Origin of the sequence: Pseudomonas sp. Irchel 3H9 (assembly GCF_900187495.1) — a bacterium.
GTDB classification, from domain to species: domain Bacteria; phylum Pseudomonadota; class Gammaproteobacteria; order Pseudomonadales; family Pseudomonadaceae; genus Aquipseudomonas; species Aquipseudomonas sivasensis.
The window spans coordinates 209,470-227,271 of record NZ_FYDK01000004.1; the positions used below are offsets into that span (position 1 = coordinate 209,470).

17 protein-coding genes and 1 riboswitch are annotated in these 17,802 nt (G+C 60.3%); of the genes, 12 read left to right on the forward strand and 5 right to left on the reverse strand.

Features of this window, described 5'->3' with window-relative positions; genetic code table 11:
* Positions 1–118: 118 nt before the first annotated feature.
* The 7 genes from CKW32_RS16175 (at position 119) to CKW32_RS16205 (ending at position 8,011) form a co-directional block, all read left to right on the forward strand.
* Entirely contained in the window at positions 119–1,012 is an 894-nt protein-coding gene (locus tag CKW32_RS16175) for a LysR family transcriptional regulator (RefSeq protein WP_017134867.1), read from the forward strand.
* Between the two features lie 6 nt (positions 1,013–1,018).
* Positions 1,019–1,624, forward strand: coding sequence for a tRNA-uridine aminocarboxypropyltransferase (locus CKW32_RS16180; RefSeq protein WP_032887764.1), 606 nt, complete (start codon positions 1,019–1,021; stop codon positions 1,622–1,624).
* A 230-nt stretch (positions 1,625–1,854) separates the two neighbouring features.
* Positions 1,855–2,757 (forward strand): cysteine synthase CysM, encoded by a 903-nt coding sequence (gene cysM, locus CKW32_RS16185; protein ID WP_015885254.1) that lies wholly within the window; start codon positions 1,855–1,857, stop codon positions 2,755–2,757.
* Entirely contained in the window at positions 2,757–4,109 is a 1,353-nt protein-coding gene (rlmD, locus tag CKW32_RS16190) for a 23S rRNA (uracil(1939)-C(5))-methyltransferase RlmD (protein WP_095185408.1), read from the forward strand. The genes cysM and rlmD overlap by 1 nt, the downstream gene beginning before the upstream one ends.
* A gap of 121 nt (positions 4,110–4,230) precedes the next feature.
* Complete coding sequence (gene relA / locus CKW32_RS16195; protein ID WP_032887770.1) at positions 4,231–6,474, forward strand: GTP diphosphokinase; 2,244 nt, start codon at positions 4,231–4,233, stop codon at positions 6,472–6,474.
* Positions 6,475–6,606: 132 nt separating this feature from the next.
* The gene (mazG, locus tag CKW32_RS16200) at positions 6,607–7,440 is read left to right on the forward strand and encodes a nucleoside triphosphate pyrophosphohydrolase (RefSeq protein WP_095185409.1); all 834 of its coding nucleotides are present in this window, start codon (positions 6,607–6,609) and stop codon (positions 7,438–7,440) included.
* Between the two features lie 25 nt (positions 7,441–7,465).
* Positions 7,466–8,011, forward strand: a complete 546-nt coding sequence (locus CKW32_RS16205; RefSeq protein ID WP_014719402.1) for a DUF2058 domain-containing protein — start codon at positions 7,466–7,468, stop codon at positions 8,009–8,011.
* Between the two features lie 121 nt (positions 8,012–8,132).
* On the opposite strand, the gene CKW32_RS16210 is transcribed toward CKW32_RS16205, so the two are convergent.
* The 4 genes from CKW32_RS16210 to purM form a co-directional block, all read right to left on the reverse strand.
* Positions 8,133–8,321: a hypothetical protein gene (locus CKW32_RS16210; protein WP_032887774.1), complete on the reverse strand. Its 189-nt coding sequence runs from the start codon at positions 8,319–8,321 to the stop codon at positions 8,133–8,135.
* Positions 8,322–8,629: 308 nt separating this feature from the next.
* Positions 8,630–9,343: a DUF3108 domain-containing protein gene (locus tag CKW32_RS16215; protein ID WP_032887775.1), complete on the reverse strand. Its 714-nt coding sequence runs from the start codon at positions 9,341–9,343 to the stop codon at positions 8,630–8,632.
* An 8-nt stretch (positions 9,344–9,351) separates the two neighbouring features.
* Positions 9,352–10,002 (reverse strand): phosphoribosylglycinamide formyltransferase, encoded by a 651-nt coding sequence (purN, locus tag CKW32_RS16220; RefSeq protein WP_032887777.1) that lies wholly within the window; start codon positions 10,000–10,002, stop codon positions 9,352–9,354.
* On the reverse strand, positions 10,002–11,060 hold the full coding sequence (gene purM / locus CKW32_RS16225; RefSeq protein WP_014719398.1) for a phosphoribosylformylglycinamidine cyclo-ligase: 1,059 nt from the start codon (positions 11,058–11,060) through the stop codon (positions 10,002–10,004). The genes purN and purM overlap by 1 nt, the downstream gene beginning before the upstream one ends.
* 343 nt (positions 11,061–11,403) lie before the next feature.
* On the opposite strand from purM, the gene CKW32_RS16230 reads away from it, so the two are divergent.
* From CKW32_RS16230 to CKW32_RS16250, 5 genes are all read left to right on the forward strand, one after another.
* Positions 11,404–12,444, forward strand: coding sequence for a DUF2066 domain-containing protein (locus CKW32_RS16230; RefSeq protein WP_032887779.1), 1,041 nt, complete (start codon positions 11,404–11,406; stop codon positions 12,442–12,444).
* A gap of 35 nt (positions 12,445–12,479) precedes the next feature.
* Complete coding sequence (locus CKW32_RS16235) at positions 12,480–13,553, forward strand: AI-2E family transporter (RefSeq protein ID WP_032887781.1); 1,074 nt, start codon at positions 12,480–12,482, stop codon at positions 13,551–13,553.
* A 203-nt stretch (positions 13,554–13,756) separates the two neighbouring features.
* The gene (gene hda, locus CKW32_RS16240) at positions 13,757–14,461 is read left to right on the forward strand and encodes a DnaA regulatory inactivator Hda (RefSeq protein ID WP_032887783.1); all 705 of its coding nucleotides are present in this window, start codon (positions 13,757–13,759) and stop codon (positions 14,459–14,461) included.
* A 213-nt stretch (positions 14,462–14,674) separates the two neighbouring features.
* Positions 14,675–15,304: a C40 family peptidase gene (locus tag CKW32_RS16245; RefSeq protein ID WP_095185410.1), complete on the forward strand. Its 630-nt coding sequence runs from the start codon at positions 14,675–14,677 to the stop codon at positions 15,302–15,304.
* Positions 15,305–15,448: 144 nt separating this feature from the next.
* Positions 15,449–15,985 carry a C40 family peptidase gene (locus CKW32_RS16250; RefSeq protein ID WP_032887787.1) on the forward strand — a complete coding sequence of 179 codons (537 nt, stop codon included), beginning with the start codon at positions 15,449–15,451 and terminating at the stop codon, positions 15,983–15,985.
* A gap of 134 nt (positions 15,986–16,119) precedes the next feature.
* Here CKW32_RS16250 and CKW32_RS16255 read toward each other — a convergent pair whose 3' ends face one another.
* A complete protein-coding gene (locus CKW32_RS16255) occupies positions 16,120–17,433 on the reverse strand; it encodes a sorbosone dehydrogenase family protein (RefSeq protein ID WP_095185411.1) in 1,314 nt (437 codons plus the stop codon).
* Between the two features lie 99 nt (positions 17,434–17,532).
* A riboswitch (cobalamin riboswitch) is annotated at positions 17,533–17,786 on the forward strand.
* Positions 17,787–17,802 lie beyond the last annotated feature (16 nt).

Sequence of the window (17,802 nt, forward strand, 5' to 3'; positions counted from 1 at the left end):
GGGCCGATTCTGCGAAATGCGAAGGAAGGGAAGAATCGGCAGAGGCAAATACTTAGTTCAGGTTTTTCTAAACTAATGCACGCGAGTAAACTGCCCCGGTCCTTACCCGGAGCCGACCATGGCCAACGCCTTGCCCGACCTGAAACTCCTGCGCATTTTCGTCAGCGTCGTGCGCCACCAGGGGTTCGCCAACGCTCAGCACGAACTCAACCTGTCCACGTCGGCCATCAGCACCTATATGAGCCAGTTGGAAAGCGCGTTGGGCCTGGTGCTGTGTCATCGCGGGCGCGGCGGCTTCAGCCTCACCAGCAAGGGCGAGTTGTTTCACCAGGAAACCTTGCGCCTACTCGGTGAACTGGAAGGCTTCGAGCAGTACGCCGCCGCACTCAAAGGGGAGTTGCGCGGCACCCTCAAGCTCGGCGTGCTCGATTCCACCGTCAGCGACAAGGCCCTGCCGTTCGCCGAAGTGATCGGCGCCTACAGCCTGGAACATCCGGCGGTGCATCTGCATCTCTCGGTGATGAGCCCGTACGAATTGCAATTGGGTGTGCAGGACAACCGCCTCGATCTGGCCATCGGCGCCTTCTCCAACCGTATGAGCGGGCTGATCTACATGCCGCTTTATCGCGAGCAGCATTGGCTGTATTGCAGCACGCGGCATCCTTTATTCAATGAGCGACGCATTCCCGAACAAGTGATCACCCAGCAACGCATGGTCGGACGCGGCTACTGGAGCCAGGCGGAACTCGCGCGCCACGGCTTCAAGCACAGCGCCGCCACGGTGGAAAGTATGGAGGCGCAGCTGATCCTGGTGCTGTCCGGCGCCTATATTGGTTACCTGCCGGAGCATTACGCCCAGGCCTGGGCCGACAAGGGTGACCTGCGCGTATTGCTGCCAGCCACCTTTGGCTATCAAGCGCCATTTTCGATGATCATGCGCCGGGGCCGCAGCCGTGAGCCGCTGATCCAGACCTTCCGCGATTTGCTCAAAGCCCAGCTCAATCAGGCCTGAAGAACCATGTCCAGACCCCAATGCTCCCGTTGCCTCAGGCCCACTGCCCATTGCTTGTGCGCGCTGATCCCCAACCTCGACAGCCGCACCCGCGTATTGCTGTTGCAGCACCCGAGCGAGGTCAACCATGCGCTCAATACCGCGCGGTTGGCGGCGCTGGGATTGAACAATGCGCAGCTGGTGGTGGGCGAGGTCTTTGATGACTTGCAGGCCCTGTTGAACCCGCCCGGCTACCAGGCGAGGCTGTTGTTTCCTGCTGACGATGCCCAGCCGCTGCAAGCCTACGCGCCAGGGGCTCAGCCGCTGTTGCTGGTGGTGCCTGACGGCACTTGGCGCAAGGCGCGCAAGCTGTTACACCTCAATCCCTTGCTGGCGGCGTTGCCTCGGGTGACGCTGGCTGAGGCCGCCGTGTCCCGCTATCGACTGCGCAAGGCGCCCGGGCCAGGGGCGTTGTCGACGGTGGAGGCGATTGTGCAGGCGCTGCAGGTGCTGGAGGCGCCGGTGTCGTTTGAACCGCTGCTCAAGCCGTTTGATGCATTGATCGAAGGGCAGATTGCGGCGATGGGTGAGGAGGTCTTTCGGAGAAATCATGGCGATGGGCATTTGGGCTAGGCGGGGTATCGAGGCGCGGCCATCGGGAGCAAGCCCGCTCCCACATTCCACCGAGTTCCAGCATGAGAATGCGGTCCAGTGTAGGAGGGGGCTTGCTCCCGATGGGGTCCCCAAGCTCACCCTCTTTTCCGCTTATTCCTTTAAGCCATAAGCACCACACTTTGCGTGATATGGCCCGCCGGCCTTTCCCGGTATGATGTGCGCCCCGCAGTCTGGATTGCGAATACGCCATGACCTTGCAGTACCCTACAATCGCCGATTGCGTCGGCAACACGCCTCTGGTCCGCTTGCAACGCATGGCGGGAGAAACCAGCAATACCCTGTTGCTCAAGCTTGAAGGGAACAACCCGGCTGGCTCCGTCAAGGACCGCCCGGCGCTCTCGATGATTACCCGTGCCGAATTGCGCGGGCAGATCAAGCCTGGTGACACCCTGATCGAAGCCACCTCGGGTAACACCGGCATCGCCCTAGCCATGGCCGCCGCGATCAAGGGTTACAAGATGGTGCTGATCATGCCCGACAACGGCAGCGCCGAGCGCAAGGCGGCGATGACCGCCTATGGCGCCGAGTTGGTGCTGGTCACCCAGGAAGAAGGCATGGAAGGCGCCCGCGACCTCGCTGAGCGCATGGCCGCCGAAGGCCGTGGCCAGGTGCTGGACCAGTTCGCCAATGGGGACAACCCCGAAGCGCACTACACCACCACCGGTCCGGAAATCTGGCGTCAGACCCAGGGCACCATCACCCATTTCGTCAGCTCCATGGGCACCACCGGTACCATCATGGGCAACTCGCGCTACCTCAAGGAGCAGAACCCGGCGATCCAGATCGTTGGTCTGCAACCGATGGAAGGCGCGGCCATCCCAGGCATTCGTCGCTGGCCCGAAGAGTACTTGCCGAAGATCTACAACGCGACCCGCGTGGATCGCATCATCGACATGGCCCAGCGCGAAGCCGAAGACACCACCCGCCGACTGGCCCGTGAAGAAGGCATCTTCTGCGGCGTGTCGTCCGGCGGTGCCGTGGCGGGTATGTTGCGCTTGTCCAAGGAAGTGGAAAACGCGGTGATCGTCGCGATCATCTGTGACCGAGGCGACCGTTACTTGTCGACCGGCATTTTCGACGAACCCAACTGATGGCCAAGCACGAGAGAGGCCTGCGCTTCCAACCGACGGGCGGCAGCCGGGCCCCACAGATTCCAGTGGGCAAGAAACAACGCCTGACCATTGAGCGCCTGGCCAACGATGGCCGTGGCATCGTCTTTTTTGAAGGCCGCACCTGGTTCGTCAATGGCGCGCTGGCCGGCGAAGAAGTCGAAGCGCGGGTGTTGGGTACCCACGGCAAAGTGGTCGAGGCCCGCACCGAGCGGGTGTTCAAGGCCAGTGAACTGCGCCGTCCTGCACCGTGCGCGCACTTCGGCCGCTGTGGCGGTTGCAGCGTGCAGCACTTGCCCCACAACGAACAACTCGCCCTGAAACAGCGCATGCTCGCCGAGCAACTGTCCCGCGTGGCCGGTGTCGAACCGCAAGAGTGGGCCGCACCGTTGAGCGGCCCGGAGTTCGGTTACCGGCGCCGTGCCCGCGTGGCGGTGCGTTGGGATGCCAAGGCAAAAAAACTCGACGTGGGTTTCCGCGCCGTTGCCAGCCAGGACATCGTCGCCATCGATGATTGCCCGGTGCTGGTACAGGCCTTGCAGCCGATCATGCAGCGCTTGCCCAACATGCTCCGTCGTCTGAGCAAACCTCAGGCACTGGGCCATGTTGAGTTGTTCAGTGGCTCGTCCGTCGCCGTCTTGTTGCGGCATATGGCGCCGTTGTCGGAGGCGGACCTGCTGATCCTGAAAGAATTTTGTAGCTTCCATGAAGCCCAGTTGTGGCTGCATGGCGAAGGCCAGCCGGAACCCTTTAAGGCCGATCAGTCACTAGGTTTCCGATTGGACGCATGGGACTTGGAGTTGGCTTACCGGCCGGGGGATTTTGTCCAGGTCAACGCCGGGGTCAATGAGGCGATGGTTGCCCAGGCCCTGGACTGGCTGGCGCCGCAACCTGATGAACGGGTGTTGGACCTATTTTGCGGCTTGGGCAATTTTGCCCTGCCACTGGCCAAACAGGTGCGTGAAGTGGTGGCAGTGGAAGGGGTGCAGACCATGGTGGACCGGGCTGCACAGAACGCCATCAGCAACAATTTGCATAATGCGCAGTTTTTTCAGGCCGATTTGTCCCAGCCTTTGACTGACGCGGATTGGGCCAAACAGGGCTTTTCTGCGGTACTCTTGGATCCACCCCGCGATGGTGCCCAAGAGGTTGTGCGCAAGCTCGCCACCTTGGGGGCCAAGCGCCTGGTGTATGTGTCCTGCAACCCGGCGACGCTGGCGCGGGACACGGTTGAGTTGGTCAAGCAAGGCTACCGGCTAAAACGGGCCGGGATCCTCGACATGTTTCCGCAGACGGCGCATGTCGAGGCGATGGCGTTATTTGAAGCGGGCTAGGATGCCCGTTTAATCCGACTGGCCTGCATTCTCCAAGGCCGTGAACTGCCAGGGAGTTTGCAGCAAAAGGTCGGCATGATTTTTGGCGCATCCAAGGTGCGTCGTAGGGAAGGTAAGCAAGATGGTACAGGTGAGAGCACACCAGCCGATCAACACCGACGGCAGTATCAACCTGGAGGCATGGCTGGATCATGCCATCAGTGTCGACCCGGCACTGGACCGTGAAGCCTTGAAAGCAGCCTGCGAGTTCGCTCGCGAGTCTGAGCAGCAAGACAATGCGGCCAAGAACCTGTGGGCTGAAGGCACTTCCAGCTTTCGCACCGGGTTGGAAATCGCCGAGATTCTTGCCGATCTCAAGTTGGACCAGGATTCGCTGATCGCCGCCGTGCTCTATCGCGGCGTGCGTGAAGGGCACATCCAGTTGCCTACGGTCAGCCAGCGTTTCGGCGCAGTGGTGGCCAAGCTGATTGACGGCGTCCTGCGCATGGCGGCCATCAGCGCGAGCCTCAGTCCGCGCCAGTCCATGGTGCTGGGCACCCAGGGCCAAGTCGAGAACCTGCGCAAGATGCTGGTCGCTATGGTCGACGACGTACGCGTCGCCCTGATCAAGCTGGCCGAACGCACCTGCGCGATCCGTGCGGTAAAAACCGCCGACGACGAAAAGCGCAACCGCGTTGCCCGCGAAGTCTTCGACATCTACGCCCCCCTGGCTCACCGCTTGGGCATCGGCCATATCAAATGGGAGTTGGAGGACTTGTCCTTCCGCTACCTGGAGCCCGATCAATACAAACAGATTGCCACGCTGCTGCATGAGCGGCGGCTCGATCGCGAGCGGTTTATCAGCGATGTGATGGGCCAGTTGCGCTCCGAGTTGCAGGCCACCGGGGTCGACGCCGACATCAGCGGCCGTGCAAAGCACATCTATTCCATCTGGCGCAAAATGCAGCGCAAGGGCCTGGCCTTCAGCCAGATCTACGACGTGCGTGCGGTGCGCGTGCTGGTGCCGGAAATGCGCGACTGCTACACCGCGCTGGGCATCGTTCATACGCTGTGGCGTCACATTCCCAAGGAGTTTGACGACTACATCGCCAACCCCAAGGAAAACGGCTATCGCTCTCTGCACACCGCCGTGATCGGCCCCGAAGGCAAGGTACTGGAAGTGCAGATCCGCACCCACGCCATGCACGAAGAGGCTGAGCTGGGCGTGTGCGCGCACTGGCGCTACAAGGGCACCGACGTCAAGGCCGGGTCCAACCAGTACGAAGAGAAAATCTCCTGGCTGCGCCAAGTGCTGGAATGGCATGAAGAGCTCGGCGACATCGGCGGCCTGGCCGAACAACTGCGTGTGGATATCGAACCGGACCGGGTCTACATCTTCACCCCCGACGGCCACGCCATCGACCTGCCCAAGGGCTCGACGCCGCTGGACTTCGCCTACCGCGTTCACACCGAGATCGGCCACAACTGCCGGGGCGCCAAGATCAACGGGCGTATCGTACCGCTCAACTACAGCCTGCAGACCGGTGAGCAGGTCGAAATCATCACCAGCAAACACGGCACGCCGAGCCGCGACTGGCTGAACCCGAACCTGGGCTACATCACCACGTCGCGGGCACGGGCGAAGATCGTCCACTGGTTCAAATTGCAAGCGCGCGACCAAAACGTCGCCGCCGGCAAGACCCTGCTTGAGCGCGAACTGGCTCGCCTGGGCCTGCCGCAGGTGGACTTCGACAAGCTGGCCGAAAAGGCCAACATGAAGATCGCCGAAGACATGTTCGCCGCCCTGGGTGCCGGCGACCTGCGCCTGGCGCAACTGGTCAATCTGGCCCAGCAGTTGGTCGAGCCGGAACGCGGCAACGAACAACTTGAGCTGATCCCCCGTAAAGCCACCGGCTATAAGCCTGGCAAGCGCGGTGATATCCAGATCCAGGGCGTGGGCAACCTGCTGACGCAAATCGCCGGCTGCTGCCAGCCGCTGCCGGGGGATGCGATCGTCGGTTACATCACTCAGGGCCGTGGCGTGAGCATTCACCGCCAGGACTGCGCCTCGGTGCTGCAACTGGGCGGGCGCGAACCGGAGCGGATTATCCAGGTCAGTTGGGGCCCGGTGCCGGTGCTCACCTACCCGGTGGACATCATCATCCGTGCCTACGACCGTTCCGGTTTGCTGCGTGACGTCTCGCAAGTGCTGCTTAATGAGCGGATCAACGTGCTGGCGGTCAACACCCGCTCGAACAAAGAGGACAACACCGCGTTGATGTCCCTGACCATCGAGATCCCGGGGTTGGACGCATTGGGCCGGTTGCTGGGGCGGATTTCCCAGTTGCCGAACATCATCGAGACACGGCGTAACCGTACCCCATGATTCGCGGAATGAATGCAGGCTAAATGTGGGAGGGGGCTTGCTCCCGATAGCAGGCTGTCAGTTGATGCATCTGGTGGCTGACGCACCGCTATCGGGAGCAAGCCCCCTCCCACACTGATCGGACACAGAAAGATGTATTCACTTGAAGACCTGCTGCACCTGATGAGCCGCCTGCGAGACCCGCAATATGGGTGCCCGTGGGACCTCAAGCAAACCTACGCGACCATCGTCCCGCACACCCTCGAAGAAGCCTATGAAGTGGCCGACGCCATCGAGCGCGGCGACTTCGATCACCTGCAAGGGGAGTTGGGCGACCTGTTGTTCCAAGTGGTGTATTACAGCCAGTTGGCGCGGGAAGAGGGGCGTTTCGAATTTGCCGGCGTGATCGACAGCATCACGCGCAAGCTGATCCGGCGTCATCCCCATGTGTTCCCCACCGGTGATCTGTATGCGCCACTGGATATCCCACAGTTGAGCGAAGAGCAGGTCAAGGAGCGCTGGGAGCAGATCAAAGCCGAGGAGCGTGCGGAAAAATCCGATGTACCAGAGCAGCTTTCCCTGCTGGATGATGTGCCCACGGCGCTGCCGTCCTTATCCCGTGCCGCCAAATTGCAAAAGCGCGCCAGCCAGGTCGGTTTCGACTGGCCGTCTGCCTTGCCGGTGGTGGACAACGTGCGCGAAGAGCTGGATGAAGTGCTCGAAGCCATGGCCGATAATGACTCGGTAGCCATTGCTGATGAAGTCGGTGACCTGCTGTTTGCGGCGGTCAACTTGGCCCGTCACCTCAAGGTTGACCCGGAAACCGCACTGCGTGGCACCAATGCCAAGTTCGAACGACGTTTCCGATTTATCGAACAGGCATTGCGCGACACCCGTCGTCCCATAGAAGATTGCACCCTCGAAGAGTTGGACGCCCTATGGGGCGAAGCCAAACGTCAGGAAAAGAATGTGTCCAGCTGCGGTTGAGCAGTTGCCTAAGTGAGTAAGCACCATGAGCCTTTCCCTTCGCGACCAGTTGCTCAAAGCAGGTCTGGTCAACCAAAAGCAGGCCAAGCAGGTCGGCAAAGAGAAACAGAAGCAGCAGCGCCTGGTCCACAAAGGCCAAGCCGAGGTCGATGACACCCAGGCACGCCTGGCTGCCGAGGCACACGCCGAAAAGGTCAAACGTGACCAGGAGCTGAATCGCCAGCAGCAGGAAAAAGCCGAGGCCAAGGCCCGCACGGCTCAGGTCAAGCAATTGATCGAAACCTCGCGCCTGCCCAAGCTGACCACCGAGGATTACTACAACTTCGTGGATGACAAGAAGGTCAAGCGCCTGTCGGTCAACACGCTGATGCGTAACAAGCTGAGCAACGGCTCCCTGGCGATCGTGCACCACGGCGGCGGCTACGAAGTGATCCCGCGTGAAGCGGCGCTGAAGATTCAGGAGCGCGCACCAGAGCGCATTGTGCAACTCAACATCCTCACAGAAAGCCAGGTGCCGGATGAGGACGATCCGTACGCGGCTTACCAGATCCCGGATGATCTGATGTGGTAAAGCGTTCAAGCACCTGAGTGGTAAGCAGTACCTCTCAAAACAACAAACCCCGCTCAAAAGGCGGGGTTTGTGTTTTCAGGCGTCGGGCTGCGTGGGCCTTGTGCCGAAATCCTGCGAATATTCAGGAGCTTTGTGCCTGGCGTTTCATCTCAAGCGACTCAAGCTCGTTTTTATAATTGTGAGCGTCGCTCTCGTTGTGAAACATGCCGACCAGCAGGTCTTGTTGGTGTACATCCCAGATGTGAATCCCATGGCCCAGCGCTTCGTGGGACATATGTGCATCGTCGCGTTCAGTTACTTTTACAGTCATCTGCTTGCTCCAATTTCTGGTGGGTATGCGGCAAGTCGTCGCAGGTCTTTTTATACGATTTGTTAGCTTGCTAAGTAAACCGCTTTGGCGGTTTATGACAGAAGTTTCATGTTGGGCGGCAGCCTGATAGGGCTGTGTTGGTCATGCCGGCGCCATCGGGAGCAAGCCCCCTCCCACAGGGGTAAGTGTTCGCAGTTCAAATGTGGGAGGGGGCTTGCTCCCGATGATGGCAGACACTTGAACCCAAAATCCCCAGACGAAAAAAAGCCCCGCATTCAGCGAGGCTCTTGTTCAGCTCATCCGCGCAATCAGTTGCCTTTGACAGCCTTGCCGTCAACGGTACCGTCTTGCAGCATGATGTTGTATTCCTTGCCGTCGGTCTCAACCTGACGCAGGGCAACCAGGATGCCGCCCTGGTCCTTGGCAAACCACATCTGGGTGATGCGCTTGCTTTGGGTCGGGTCACGCACGCGCTCGACCTTGATCGCGTCGATGGAGCCTACCTTGGTCTGGACCTTTTCCGGGCCGATCACGCGGAAGTCGTAGGTGTCGACGTCGGTCCCTTCAACCACGTTGTAGCTCATGCTTTTCTTGCCGGCTGCCACATCGCGTTGCAATGCGAGCTGGTAGGTCGACTTGTCGAGCATGTTGCTTTGCAGGGCCACGTTCACCGGGTCTTTGTTTTCAAAACCGGTAACTTTCTTGGCGGTCTGGTCGAAGTCCAGGTTGATTTTCTTTGCCTTGCCCAGGCCGCCACGTTCGAAGCTGTAGCTCACGGGTTGCAGGGTGTCCTTGTCGAAGCGGATCACGCTGGTTTCGGTCAGGCTGGCGATCATCATGGATGCCTTGAAATTCAAGGTCCACGAGCCGTTGTCGTTCTTGGTCAGGCTGCGCTCAGCCGAACCACTCATGGGCAACTGTTTCCAGTCGGCGGTGTAGCTGGCGGAGAAGGGGTGAAGGTCGGCTGCCTGCACGGCAGGCAAGGCGAACAGCGCAACAGCGAAAAGCAAGGCGCGACGCATAAAATCTCCTAGGTTCGAATCAAGTGGCCGCTGGCCGCAAGTAACTGACCGTCCAATAATGCACCCTGGTCACCAAGAATCAACCGCCCCTCGGCAAACCAGCGCACAGCCAGCGGGTAAATCCTGTGTTCCTGGGTATGAACCCGTTGCGCAAGTGTCTGCGCCGAGTCGTCAGACTCTACCGGAACCACTGCCTGTACGACCAGAGGCCCGCCATCGAGTTCCTCGGTGACAAAGTGCACGCTGCAGCCATGCTCACTGTCACCGGCTTCAAGGGCGCGCTGATGGGTGTGCATGCCTTTGTATTTGGGCAGCAGGGAAGGGTGGATATTCAGCAGGCGCCCGTCGTAGTGCCGCACGAAATCGCCGCTGAGGATTCGCATGAATCCGGCCAGTACCACGAGTTTGGGGTTGAAGGCATCGATGAGTTCGATCAAGGCGCTGTCGAAGGCCTCGCGGCCCTCGAAAGCCTTGTGATCCAGCGAGCGGGTTTCGATACCCGCGTCCCTGGCACGTTGCAGGCCGTAGGCGTCGCTGCGGTTGGAGATCACCGCAGCGATGCGCACCGGGCTGTCGCCGGTGCGCGTGCTGTCGATCAGGGCCTGCAAGTTACTGCCGGTGCCGGAGAGCAGCACCACAACATCACAGGTCTGAGACATCAATGAGCCTTGAGGTTCTTCAGTTCAACCTGGGCCGCGCCCTCGGCAGCGGTGGCGATCTGGCCGATGACCCAAGGCTGCTCGCCGGCTTCACGCAGGACGTTCAGCGCAGTTTCAACGTGTTCTTGCGCTACGCAGATCACCATGCCCACGCCGCAGTTCAGCACGCGGTGCATTTCGGTTTCATTGACGTTGCCTTTCTCTTGCAGCCAGTCAAATACCGCAGGACGCTGCCAGCTGGCCACGTCGACGATCGCCTGAGCGCCTTTTGGCAGGACGCGCGGGATGTTGTCCAGCAGGCCGCCGCCGGTGATGTGGGCCATGGCTTTGACCGCGCCAGTGTCCTTGATCAGCTTGAGCAGTGGCTTGACGTAGATGCGGGTCGGGGCCATCAGCAGGTCGGTCAGTGGCTTGCCGTCGAGTTGGATGTTCTCGATGTCGGCACCGGACACTTCGATGATCTTGCGGATCAGCGAGTAGCCGTTGGAGTGCGGGCCAGAGGATGGCAGGGCGAGCAGGGCGTCACCGGCAGCCACTTTGGAACCGTCGATGATTTCGGCTTTCTCTACAACACCCACGCAGAAACCGGCCAGGTCGTAGTCTTCGCCTTCGTACATGCCTGGCATTTCAGCGGTTTCGCCGCCTACCAGGGAGCAACCCGACAGTTCGCAACCCGCGCCAATGCCGGTTACCACTTGGGTAGCGGTCTCGACGTTGAGCTTGCCGGTGGCGTAGTAGTCAAGGAAGAACAATGGCTCGGCGCCGCATACCACCAGGTCGTTGACGCACATGGCCACCAGGTCGATGCCGATGCTGTCGTGCTTGTTCAGGTTCAGTGCCAGGCGCAGCTTGGTGCCCACACCGTCGGTGCCGGAAACCAGAACAGGCTGCTTGTAGCCGGCCGGGATTTCGCAGAGGGCGCCAAAACCGCCCAGGCCGCCCATGACTTCGGGGCGCGCAGTGCGCTTGGCGACGCTCTTGATGCGTTCGACCAATGCTTCACCGGCGTCGATGTCTACACCGGCGTCCTTGTAGCTCAGGGAGGGTTGCTTGCTCATGATCCAGGCCTTTAGGGGGGATTCAGGGGTAACGACCGAGCGGGCAGGGGCTTTTGGTAAAAGGCCCAGCCGATGACGGTCTGCGAAGGCGCGCGATTTTATCAGGCTTGAGGGGCAGCGGCCATCCTCGGGCCGACGGGCAGGGCCATATAGGTTAAAAAAATGCTAATCGCGTCAGCCGTGGTACGTATTAAGGTATAGCCTTGAACCCGCTATCGTTATGACAGCATGAAAACTTACCAGGACCCTGTGAATGTTTTACCGGTTGCCGTGGTCACAGCCTTGGCAAACCGAGTTCACGCGGTCTGTTCCAGCCGCTAAATTTGTCGTTCGGGAATCTTCCATGCGTCTGTGTAAATTCTTCTTTATGGGCTGCTTGTCGTTGGTCAGCCTGGCGAGTCATGCCGAAACCCTCAATGGTCTTTATCAAGTACTTGAACCCGTCAGCAGCCAATCGCCCCAAGAGCGCGACCAGGCCACCCAGCGCGCGGTGCAGACCCTGGTAATCCGCCTGACCGGCGACGCCAAAGCCGCCGACGGCCCAGGCCTGGCGGCGATTCGCAAGGATCCGCAGCAAATCATCACGCAATACGGTTACGACGCCGGCCCACCCGAGAGTCTGCAAGTGGATTTCGACCCGGTCAGCACCGACCGCGCTCTGCGTGATGCGGGCCTGTCGATCTGGGGCAGCAATCGGCCGTCGATCCTCGGCTGGTGGTTGAACGATTCCACTGAAGGCAGCAGCCTGGTGGGGGATGGCCAGACCGTCGCCCAGGCGCTGCGTCATGCAGCCCAGCACCGTGGCTTGCCGTTGCGTCTGCCGCTGGGCGATCTGGATGAGCAGGTCGTCGCCACGGCGCCGAACCTGGAGAGTGCCGACGCCACACCGTTGCGCGCCGCATCCGAGCGCTACGGCGCCGACGCGTTGCTTGCCGTGCACGCGCGTCAGGAAGGTAACCAATGGCAGGCCAAATGGCGCCTGTGGCTGGGCGACAAGAGCGAACAGGGCACAGCCCAAGGCGCCGACACCGGCGCGGTGGCCGATGCAGTGATGCTGGCGGTCAGCCAGAAATTGGCGCCGCGTTTTGCGGTCAAGCCTGGCGTGAGCACCGAACAACTGCTGGAAGTGCAGGGGATGACCCTGGAGCGCTACGCGGCACTGGGTCATCTGCTGGAGCCGTTTGGTGGCCAGCCGCAGTGGGTTGACGGCAATCGCATTGTGTATCGGGTTAACGGGAGCGCCGATCAGTTGCGCACCCAGTTGAGCCTGGCCAAGCTGCAGGAGATCCCTGCGGGCGAGGCGCCGGCTACGCAGCCAGTCGCTGAGGGCGCGCAACCGGCCGCTGCACCTGAGCCTCAGGCGCAACTGCGTTTTCGTTGGTAACAGTTCTTCCTTATATAGAAGCAATGGAGTGGTTTATGGCGGATACGCGTCGTTGGGTGTGGCTTGGCGGGATCGTCCTGCTGTGCGTTTTTGTGTTCTTGCTGCATTCGATCCTGACGCCGTTCCTGGTTGCGTTGCTGCTGGCCTATCTGTTCGATCCGGTGGTGGATCGTTTGGAGAAAGCCGGGCTGTCGCGGACCTTGGGCGTAGTGGCGGTGTTTGCGCTGTTCACCTTGATCATCACCGCGCTGGTGCTGGTGTTGGTGCCGATGCTGGCCAAGCAACTGTTTCGTCTCTATGAGCTGGCGCCGCAGATGCTCGACTGGTTGCAGCACACGGCAATGCCGTGGGCCCAGGCCAAGTTGGGGTTGTCGGACGGCTTCTGGAAGTTCGATAAGGTCAAGGCGGCGATCAGTGAGCATATGGGGCAAACCACCGATATCGTCGGTGTGATCCTCAGTCAGGCGACTGCGTCGAGCCTGGCGTTGATCGGCTGGCTGACCAATCTCGTGCTGATCCCGGTGGTGGCGTTCTATCTGCTGCGCGACTGGGACATCATGATGGCCAAGATCCGCAGCTTGCTGCCGCGTGATCGTGAGGAGCGCATCGTCTCCCTGGCCGGTGAGTGCCATGAAGTCCTTGGCGCATTCGTGCGTGGCCAGTTGCTGGTGATGCTGGCCCTGGGCGTTATCTACGCCGCCGGCCTGATGGCCATCGGCCTGGAGCTGGGCCTGTTGATCGGCCTGATCGCTGGCCTGGCGGCTATCGTTCCTTATATGGGCTTTGTGATCGGCATCGGCGCGGCGCTCGTGGCTGGCCTGTTCCAGTTTGGTGGTGACCTGTATCCGATGCTCGGGATTGTCGCGGTGTTCATGGTCGGCCAGGCCCTTGAGGGCATGGTGCTGACGCCGTTGTTGGTGGGTGACCGGATCGGTCTGCACCCGGTGGCGGTAATCTTTGCGATCCTGGCGGGGGGCGAGCTGTTTGGCTTTACCGGCATCTTGCTGGCATTGCCGGTGGCGGCGGTGATCATGGTGCTGGTGCGCCATATGCACGATTTGTACAAGGATTCGGATGTGTACACGGGCGTCGAAGACCCCGACCTGTAACCGCTGCTTCATAAACCCGGCTTCGGCCGGGTTTGTTGTTTATGGGGGGATGGCGTCAAACAATCCGCGTAAAACCGGCAAGTTAACGCAAACCTTTGATTTTGCTTGTGGTCTGCTGCATTGTGCGCCCCGCGTCACGGGTATAAACTTTGCAAACTTTACACAGAGGCCACTAGCGGTTCGATGGGAGCCGTTCAGTCAGCATGAAACCGATTCAGCTGCCCTTAGGTGTGCGTCTGCGTGATGACGCCACCTTTATCAATTACTACCCAGGCGCCAATGCCGCTGCACTCGGCTATGTCGAGCGGCTCTGCGAAGCCGACGCCGGGTGGACTGAAAGCCTGATCTATCTGTGGGGCAAGCACGGCGTGGGGCGTACTCACCTGTTGCAGGCCGCCTGCTTGCGCTTCGAGCAAATGGGCGAGCCGGCGGTGTACCTGCCTTTGGCTGAATTGATGGACCGCGGTATCGGGATCTTCGACAACCTTGAGCAATACGAGCTGGTATGCCTGGATGACCTACAGGCGATTGCTGGCAAGGCCGATTGGGAAGAGGCGCTGTTTCATCTGTTCAACCGCCTGCGAGACAGCGGACGGCGCTTGTTGATTGCTGCCTCCACATCGCCCCGCGAGTTGCCCGTCAAACTGGCCGACCTCAAGTCGCGCCTTACCCTGGCGCTGATCTTCCAGATGCGCCCGCTCTCCGACGAAGACAAATTGCGCGCCCTGCAATTGCGTGCCTCTCGCCGCGGCCTGCACCTCACCGACGAAGTCGGACACTTTATCCTCACCCGTGGCACTCGCAGCATGAGTGCGTTGTTCGATTTGCTCGAACAGCTCGATCAAGCCTCTTTGCAGGCCCAGCGTAAACTGACCATTCCCTTTCTCAAAGAAACCCTCGGCTGGTAGCAACCCCTTTGTTTGCAGGGGATTTGGCAAATTCCAGGCGTCAGAAAACCCGCGTTTGTGCCGGTTTGGCCACGCGAAAGGTGCGTATAGGGTGTTAAGGGCTTAGATGTCATAGTCCAAACAGGAAGTCACATAGATCACGATTGAATTTGCAAATCGATGTGATAGAGGGCATAGTCTCGGCTTCTTTACACATCAGCCACGGTCGTGCCCATGCTAAATCGCTTCGCACCCCTCGTGCCCCTCGCACTCGTTACCCTGTTGTTTGGTTGCGCCTCCCACCCTCAGCAGGTGGTTGAGCAGCAAAAGCCTCAACAACATTCCCAGGCAAAATTTGTTGCAGCGCAGTCTTCCACTGTCTATGAGGAAGAAGTTGCAACAGAGAAAGAACTGACCGATTTCTCCGGCAGCAAGCCTTATCAGCTTCCAGTTCTGGCCGACAGCATTCTCGAACGCGGCATGTCCCTGATCGGTACCCGTTACCGTTTTGGCGGTACTTCCGAAGCCGGTTTCGACTGCAGCGGTTTCATCGGCTATCTGTTTCGTGAAGAAGCTGGCATGAACTTGCCACGCTCCACTCGCGAAATGATCAACGTGAACGCACCGTTGGTCGCGCGCAACAACCTCAAGCCCGGTGATCTGCTTTTCTTCAGTACTGCAGGTCGTGGTCGTGTCAGTCACGCCGGTATTTACCTGGGTGATAACCAGTTTATCCACTCCAGCAGCCGTCGCAGTGGCGGTGTCCGAGTCGACAACCTGGGCGACAGTTACTGGAGCAAAACCTTCATCGAAGCCAAGCGTGCACTCGCCATGGCCCCGACGACCGTTACCGCTAGCAAGTAAACTTAAAGTGATACTTGAAGTTTGACGTGTAAGCGCTAGAATCCCTGGACATTGTTGTAATCCGTTCGCGCGAGCCTTGCTTGCGCGTTCTGGTTTTCAGCGTTCGGCAGCGAAAGCCGCATCCAGACCAGGATTGTTCTGCACATGTCGACGTCAGCCCGCCTAGTTCTTCTCGTTTGCGCCGCGCTGCTCAGCGCCTGCGCCAGCCGTCCGCCGCCTGCTCCTGTCGCGGCCAAGCCCAAGCCGGTATTCAATTACGCCACCCAGAATTTCTCGCCTGCTGCCGAAGACGTGCTCTTCCGTGCGCTGGGCCTCGTTGGCACGCCTTATCGCTGGGGCGGCAACACGCCGGACTCGGGCTTTGATTGCAGTGGCCTGATCGGCTTTGTGTTCCGTGACGCCGCCGGCATTTCCCTGCCACGCACTACCCGTGAGCTGATCGTGATGCGCGCTCAGGACGTGAGTGAGCAGAACCTGCAAACCGGTGACCTGCTGTTCTTCGCCACCGGCGGTGGTTCGCAGGTCAGCCATGCTGGGATCTATGTGGGCGAGGGCCGCTTTGTCCATGCGCCGCAAACCGGCGGTACGGTGAAGCTCGATACCCTGTCCAAGGCGTATTGGCAGAATGCTTATCTGAGCGCCAAGCGGGTATTGCCAGCAAACCTGGCACGTAATCCCTGAACCCAATACCTAACTAAATGTGGGAGGGGGCTTGCCCCCGATAGCGAAGTATCAGTCACAGTATCTGTGCCTGACCCACTGCTATCGGGAGCAAGCCCCCTCCCACATTGGTTTTGTGATGCTTCTGGGGGCGTTTATTTGGCCGCCGACACCCGCCATACCTTGTTCCCCACGTCATCCGCCACCAGCAAGTCCCCTTGCTGATCAATCACCACGCCCACTGGGCGGCCCATGGCTTTCTCATCTTTATCAAGGAAGCCGGTCAGCACGTCCACCGGCTGACCTTTAGGCTGGCCTGCGTCGAATGGCACGAAAATTACCTTGTAGCCGCTGTGCGGCTTGCGATTCCACGAGCCATGCTGGCCGATGAATGCGCCGTTGCTGAACGGCGCCGGGAGTTTGCTGCCCTCGGCGAACGTCAGGCCCAAAGAAGCGGTGTGCGGCCCTACGGCGTAGTCCGGCGCAATCGCCTTGGCTACCAGGTCCGGGTTCTGCGGCGTGACGCGCACATCCACATGCTGGCCGTAATAGCTGAACGGCCAGCCATAGAAACCGCCGTCCTTGACCGAGGTGATGTAGTCCGGCACCAGGTCGCTGCCGATCTCGTCGCGCTCGTTCACCGCCGTCCACAGCTTGCCGCTCTGCGGTTCCCAAGCCATGCCATTGGGGTTGCGCAGGCCGGAGGCGAAAATACGGTGCTGGCCGCTGGCGCGGTCGACTTCCCAGATCGCGGCACGCCCCTGTTCCGCCTCCAGGCCGTTTTCACCGACGTTGCTGTTTGAGCCGACGCTCACGTACAGCTTGCTGCCGTCCTTGCTGGCCACCACGTTTTTCGTCCAGTGGTGGTTCAGCGGGCCGCCTGGCAAGTCGACCACCTTGGAGCCTTGGGCCTTGATGGCAGTTTCGCCTGGCTGATAGGGGAAACGCAGCAGCTTGTCCGAGTCGGCCACATACAGGTCGTTTCCGACCAGGGTCATACCGAACGGCGAATTGAGGTTTTCCAGGAACACCGTACGTGTTTCGGCGACGCCGTCGTGGTCGGCATCGCGCAATAGAGTGATACGGTTCGGGCTCGGCACCCCGGCGCCGGCACGTCCCATGACCTTCTCCATGACCCAGCCGCGTATGCCCTTGGCGTCATCCGGTTTGGGCGGTGCGTTGGTTTCCGCCACAAGCACATCGCCATTAGGCAACACATACAGCCAGCGCGGGTGGTCGAGGCCCTCGGCGAACGCGGCCACTTGCGTGCCGGGGGCTGCCGTTGGCTTCGCGCCATCTGGCCAGCCGATAGCCGGAGCGATGTTGACGGTAGGGATCAGCGTTTTGTTCGGCTCCGACAGTCGGGGCGAGGGGCCGGTCCCGTCGGAAACCTTCAGGGTTGAGCTTTCTCCGCACGCCGCGAGGGTGCCGGCAAGCATGATTAACAGGGCGAGTCTGGTTTTATGCATGGTGTTCTCCTTGATACCTGTAAGGGTAGAGGAGGGCGGTGGTGCGATGGTTCAAGTACTCGACCAGCTTTCATTGACGCTCCACCCCCAACCCACTAACCTTCGCCGCTTGTTCCAGGTGCTCTGTGACCCGTGGGTCGACAGAGTGAAACAGGGAAGCCGGTGAGTGAGCGCGCTTGTACACAGCGCCGCCGCAATTCCGGCGCTGCCCCCGCAACGGTAAATGAGTCAAGACGCTGCTTTTGCCACTGTATCGCGTGCGATATGGGAAGGCGCAGCGTTGGCCTGCTTGCTCTCTACAAGAGCCGCGCCACTCATGAGCCCGGAGACCGGCCTGGATCATCCAACAGCATCACGGTGGGCGATGCT

Bases quoted from the DNA above. Each gene is read 5' to 3' on its own strand.
- CKW32_RS16210 (WP_032887774.1), bottom strand. From the start codon at position 8,321: ATGACTGTAAAAGTAACTGAACGCGACGATGCACATATGTCCCACGAA.
- CKW32_RS16245 (WP_095185410.1), top strand. From the start codon at position 14,675: ATGCTAAATCGCTTCGCACCCCTCGTGCCCCTCGCACTCGTTACCCTG.
- rlmD (WP_095185408.1), top strand. From the start codon at position 2,757: ATGGCCAAGCACGAGAGAGGCCTGCGCTTCCAACCGACGGGCGGCAGC.
- CKW32_RS16235 (WP_032887781.1), top strand. From the start codon at position 12,480: ATGGCGGATACGCGTCGTTGGGTGTGGCTTGGCGGGATCGTCCTGCTG.
- CKW32_RS16250 (WP_032887787.1), top strand. From the start codon at position 15,449: ATGTCGACGTCAGCCCGCCTAGTTCTTCTCGTTTGCGCCGCGCTGCTC.
- relA (WP_032887770.1), top strand. From the start codon at position 4,231: ATGGTACAGGTGAGAGCACACCAGCCGATCAACACCGACGGCAGTATC.
- purM (WP_014719398.1), bottom strand. From the start codon at position 11,060: ATGAGCAAGCAACCCTCCCTGAGCTACAAGGACGCCGGTGTAGACATC.
- purN (WP_032887777.1), bottom strand. From the start codon at position 10,002: ATGTCTCAGACCTGTGATGTTGTGGTGCTGCTCTCCGGCACCGGCAGT.
- CKW32_RS16175 (WP_017134867.1), top strand. From the start codon at position 119: ATGGCCAACGCCTTGCCCGACCTGAAACTCCTGCGCATTTTCGTCAGC.
- CKW32_RS16215 (WP_032887775.1), bottom strand. From the start codon at position 9,343: ATGCGTCGCGCCTTGCTTTTCGCTGTTGCGCTGTTCGCCTTGCCTGCC.
- CKW32_RS16255 (WP_095185411.1), bottom strand. From the start codon at position 17,433: ATGCATAAAACCAGACTCGCCCTGTTAATCATGCTTGCCGGCACCCTC.
- CKW32_RS16230 (WP_032887779.1), top strand. From the start codon at position 11,404: ATGCGTCTGTGTAAATTCTTCTTTATGGGCTGCTTGTCGTTGGTCAGC.
- cysM (WP_015885254.1), top strand. From the start codon at position 1,855: ATGACCTTGCAGTACCCTACAATCGCCGATTGCGTCGGCAACACGCCT.
- mazG (WP_095185409.1), top strand. From the start codon at position 6,607: ATGTATTCACTTGAAGACCTGCTGCACCTGATGAGCCGCCTGCGAGAC.
- CKW32_RS16180 (WP_032887764.1), top strand. From the start codon at position 1,019: ATGTCCAGACCCCAATGCTCCCGTTGCCTCAGGCCCACTGCCCATTGC.
- CKW32_RS16205 (WP_014719402.1), top strand. From the start codon at position 7,466: ATGAGCCTTTCCCTTCGCGACCAGTTGCTCAAAGCAGGTCTGGTCAAC.
- hda (WP_032887783.1), top strand. From the start codon at position 13,757: ATGAAACCGATTCAGCTGCCCTTAGGTGTGCGTCTGCGTGATGACGCC.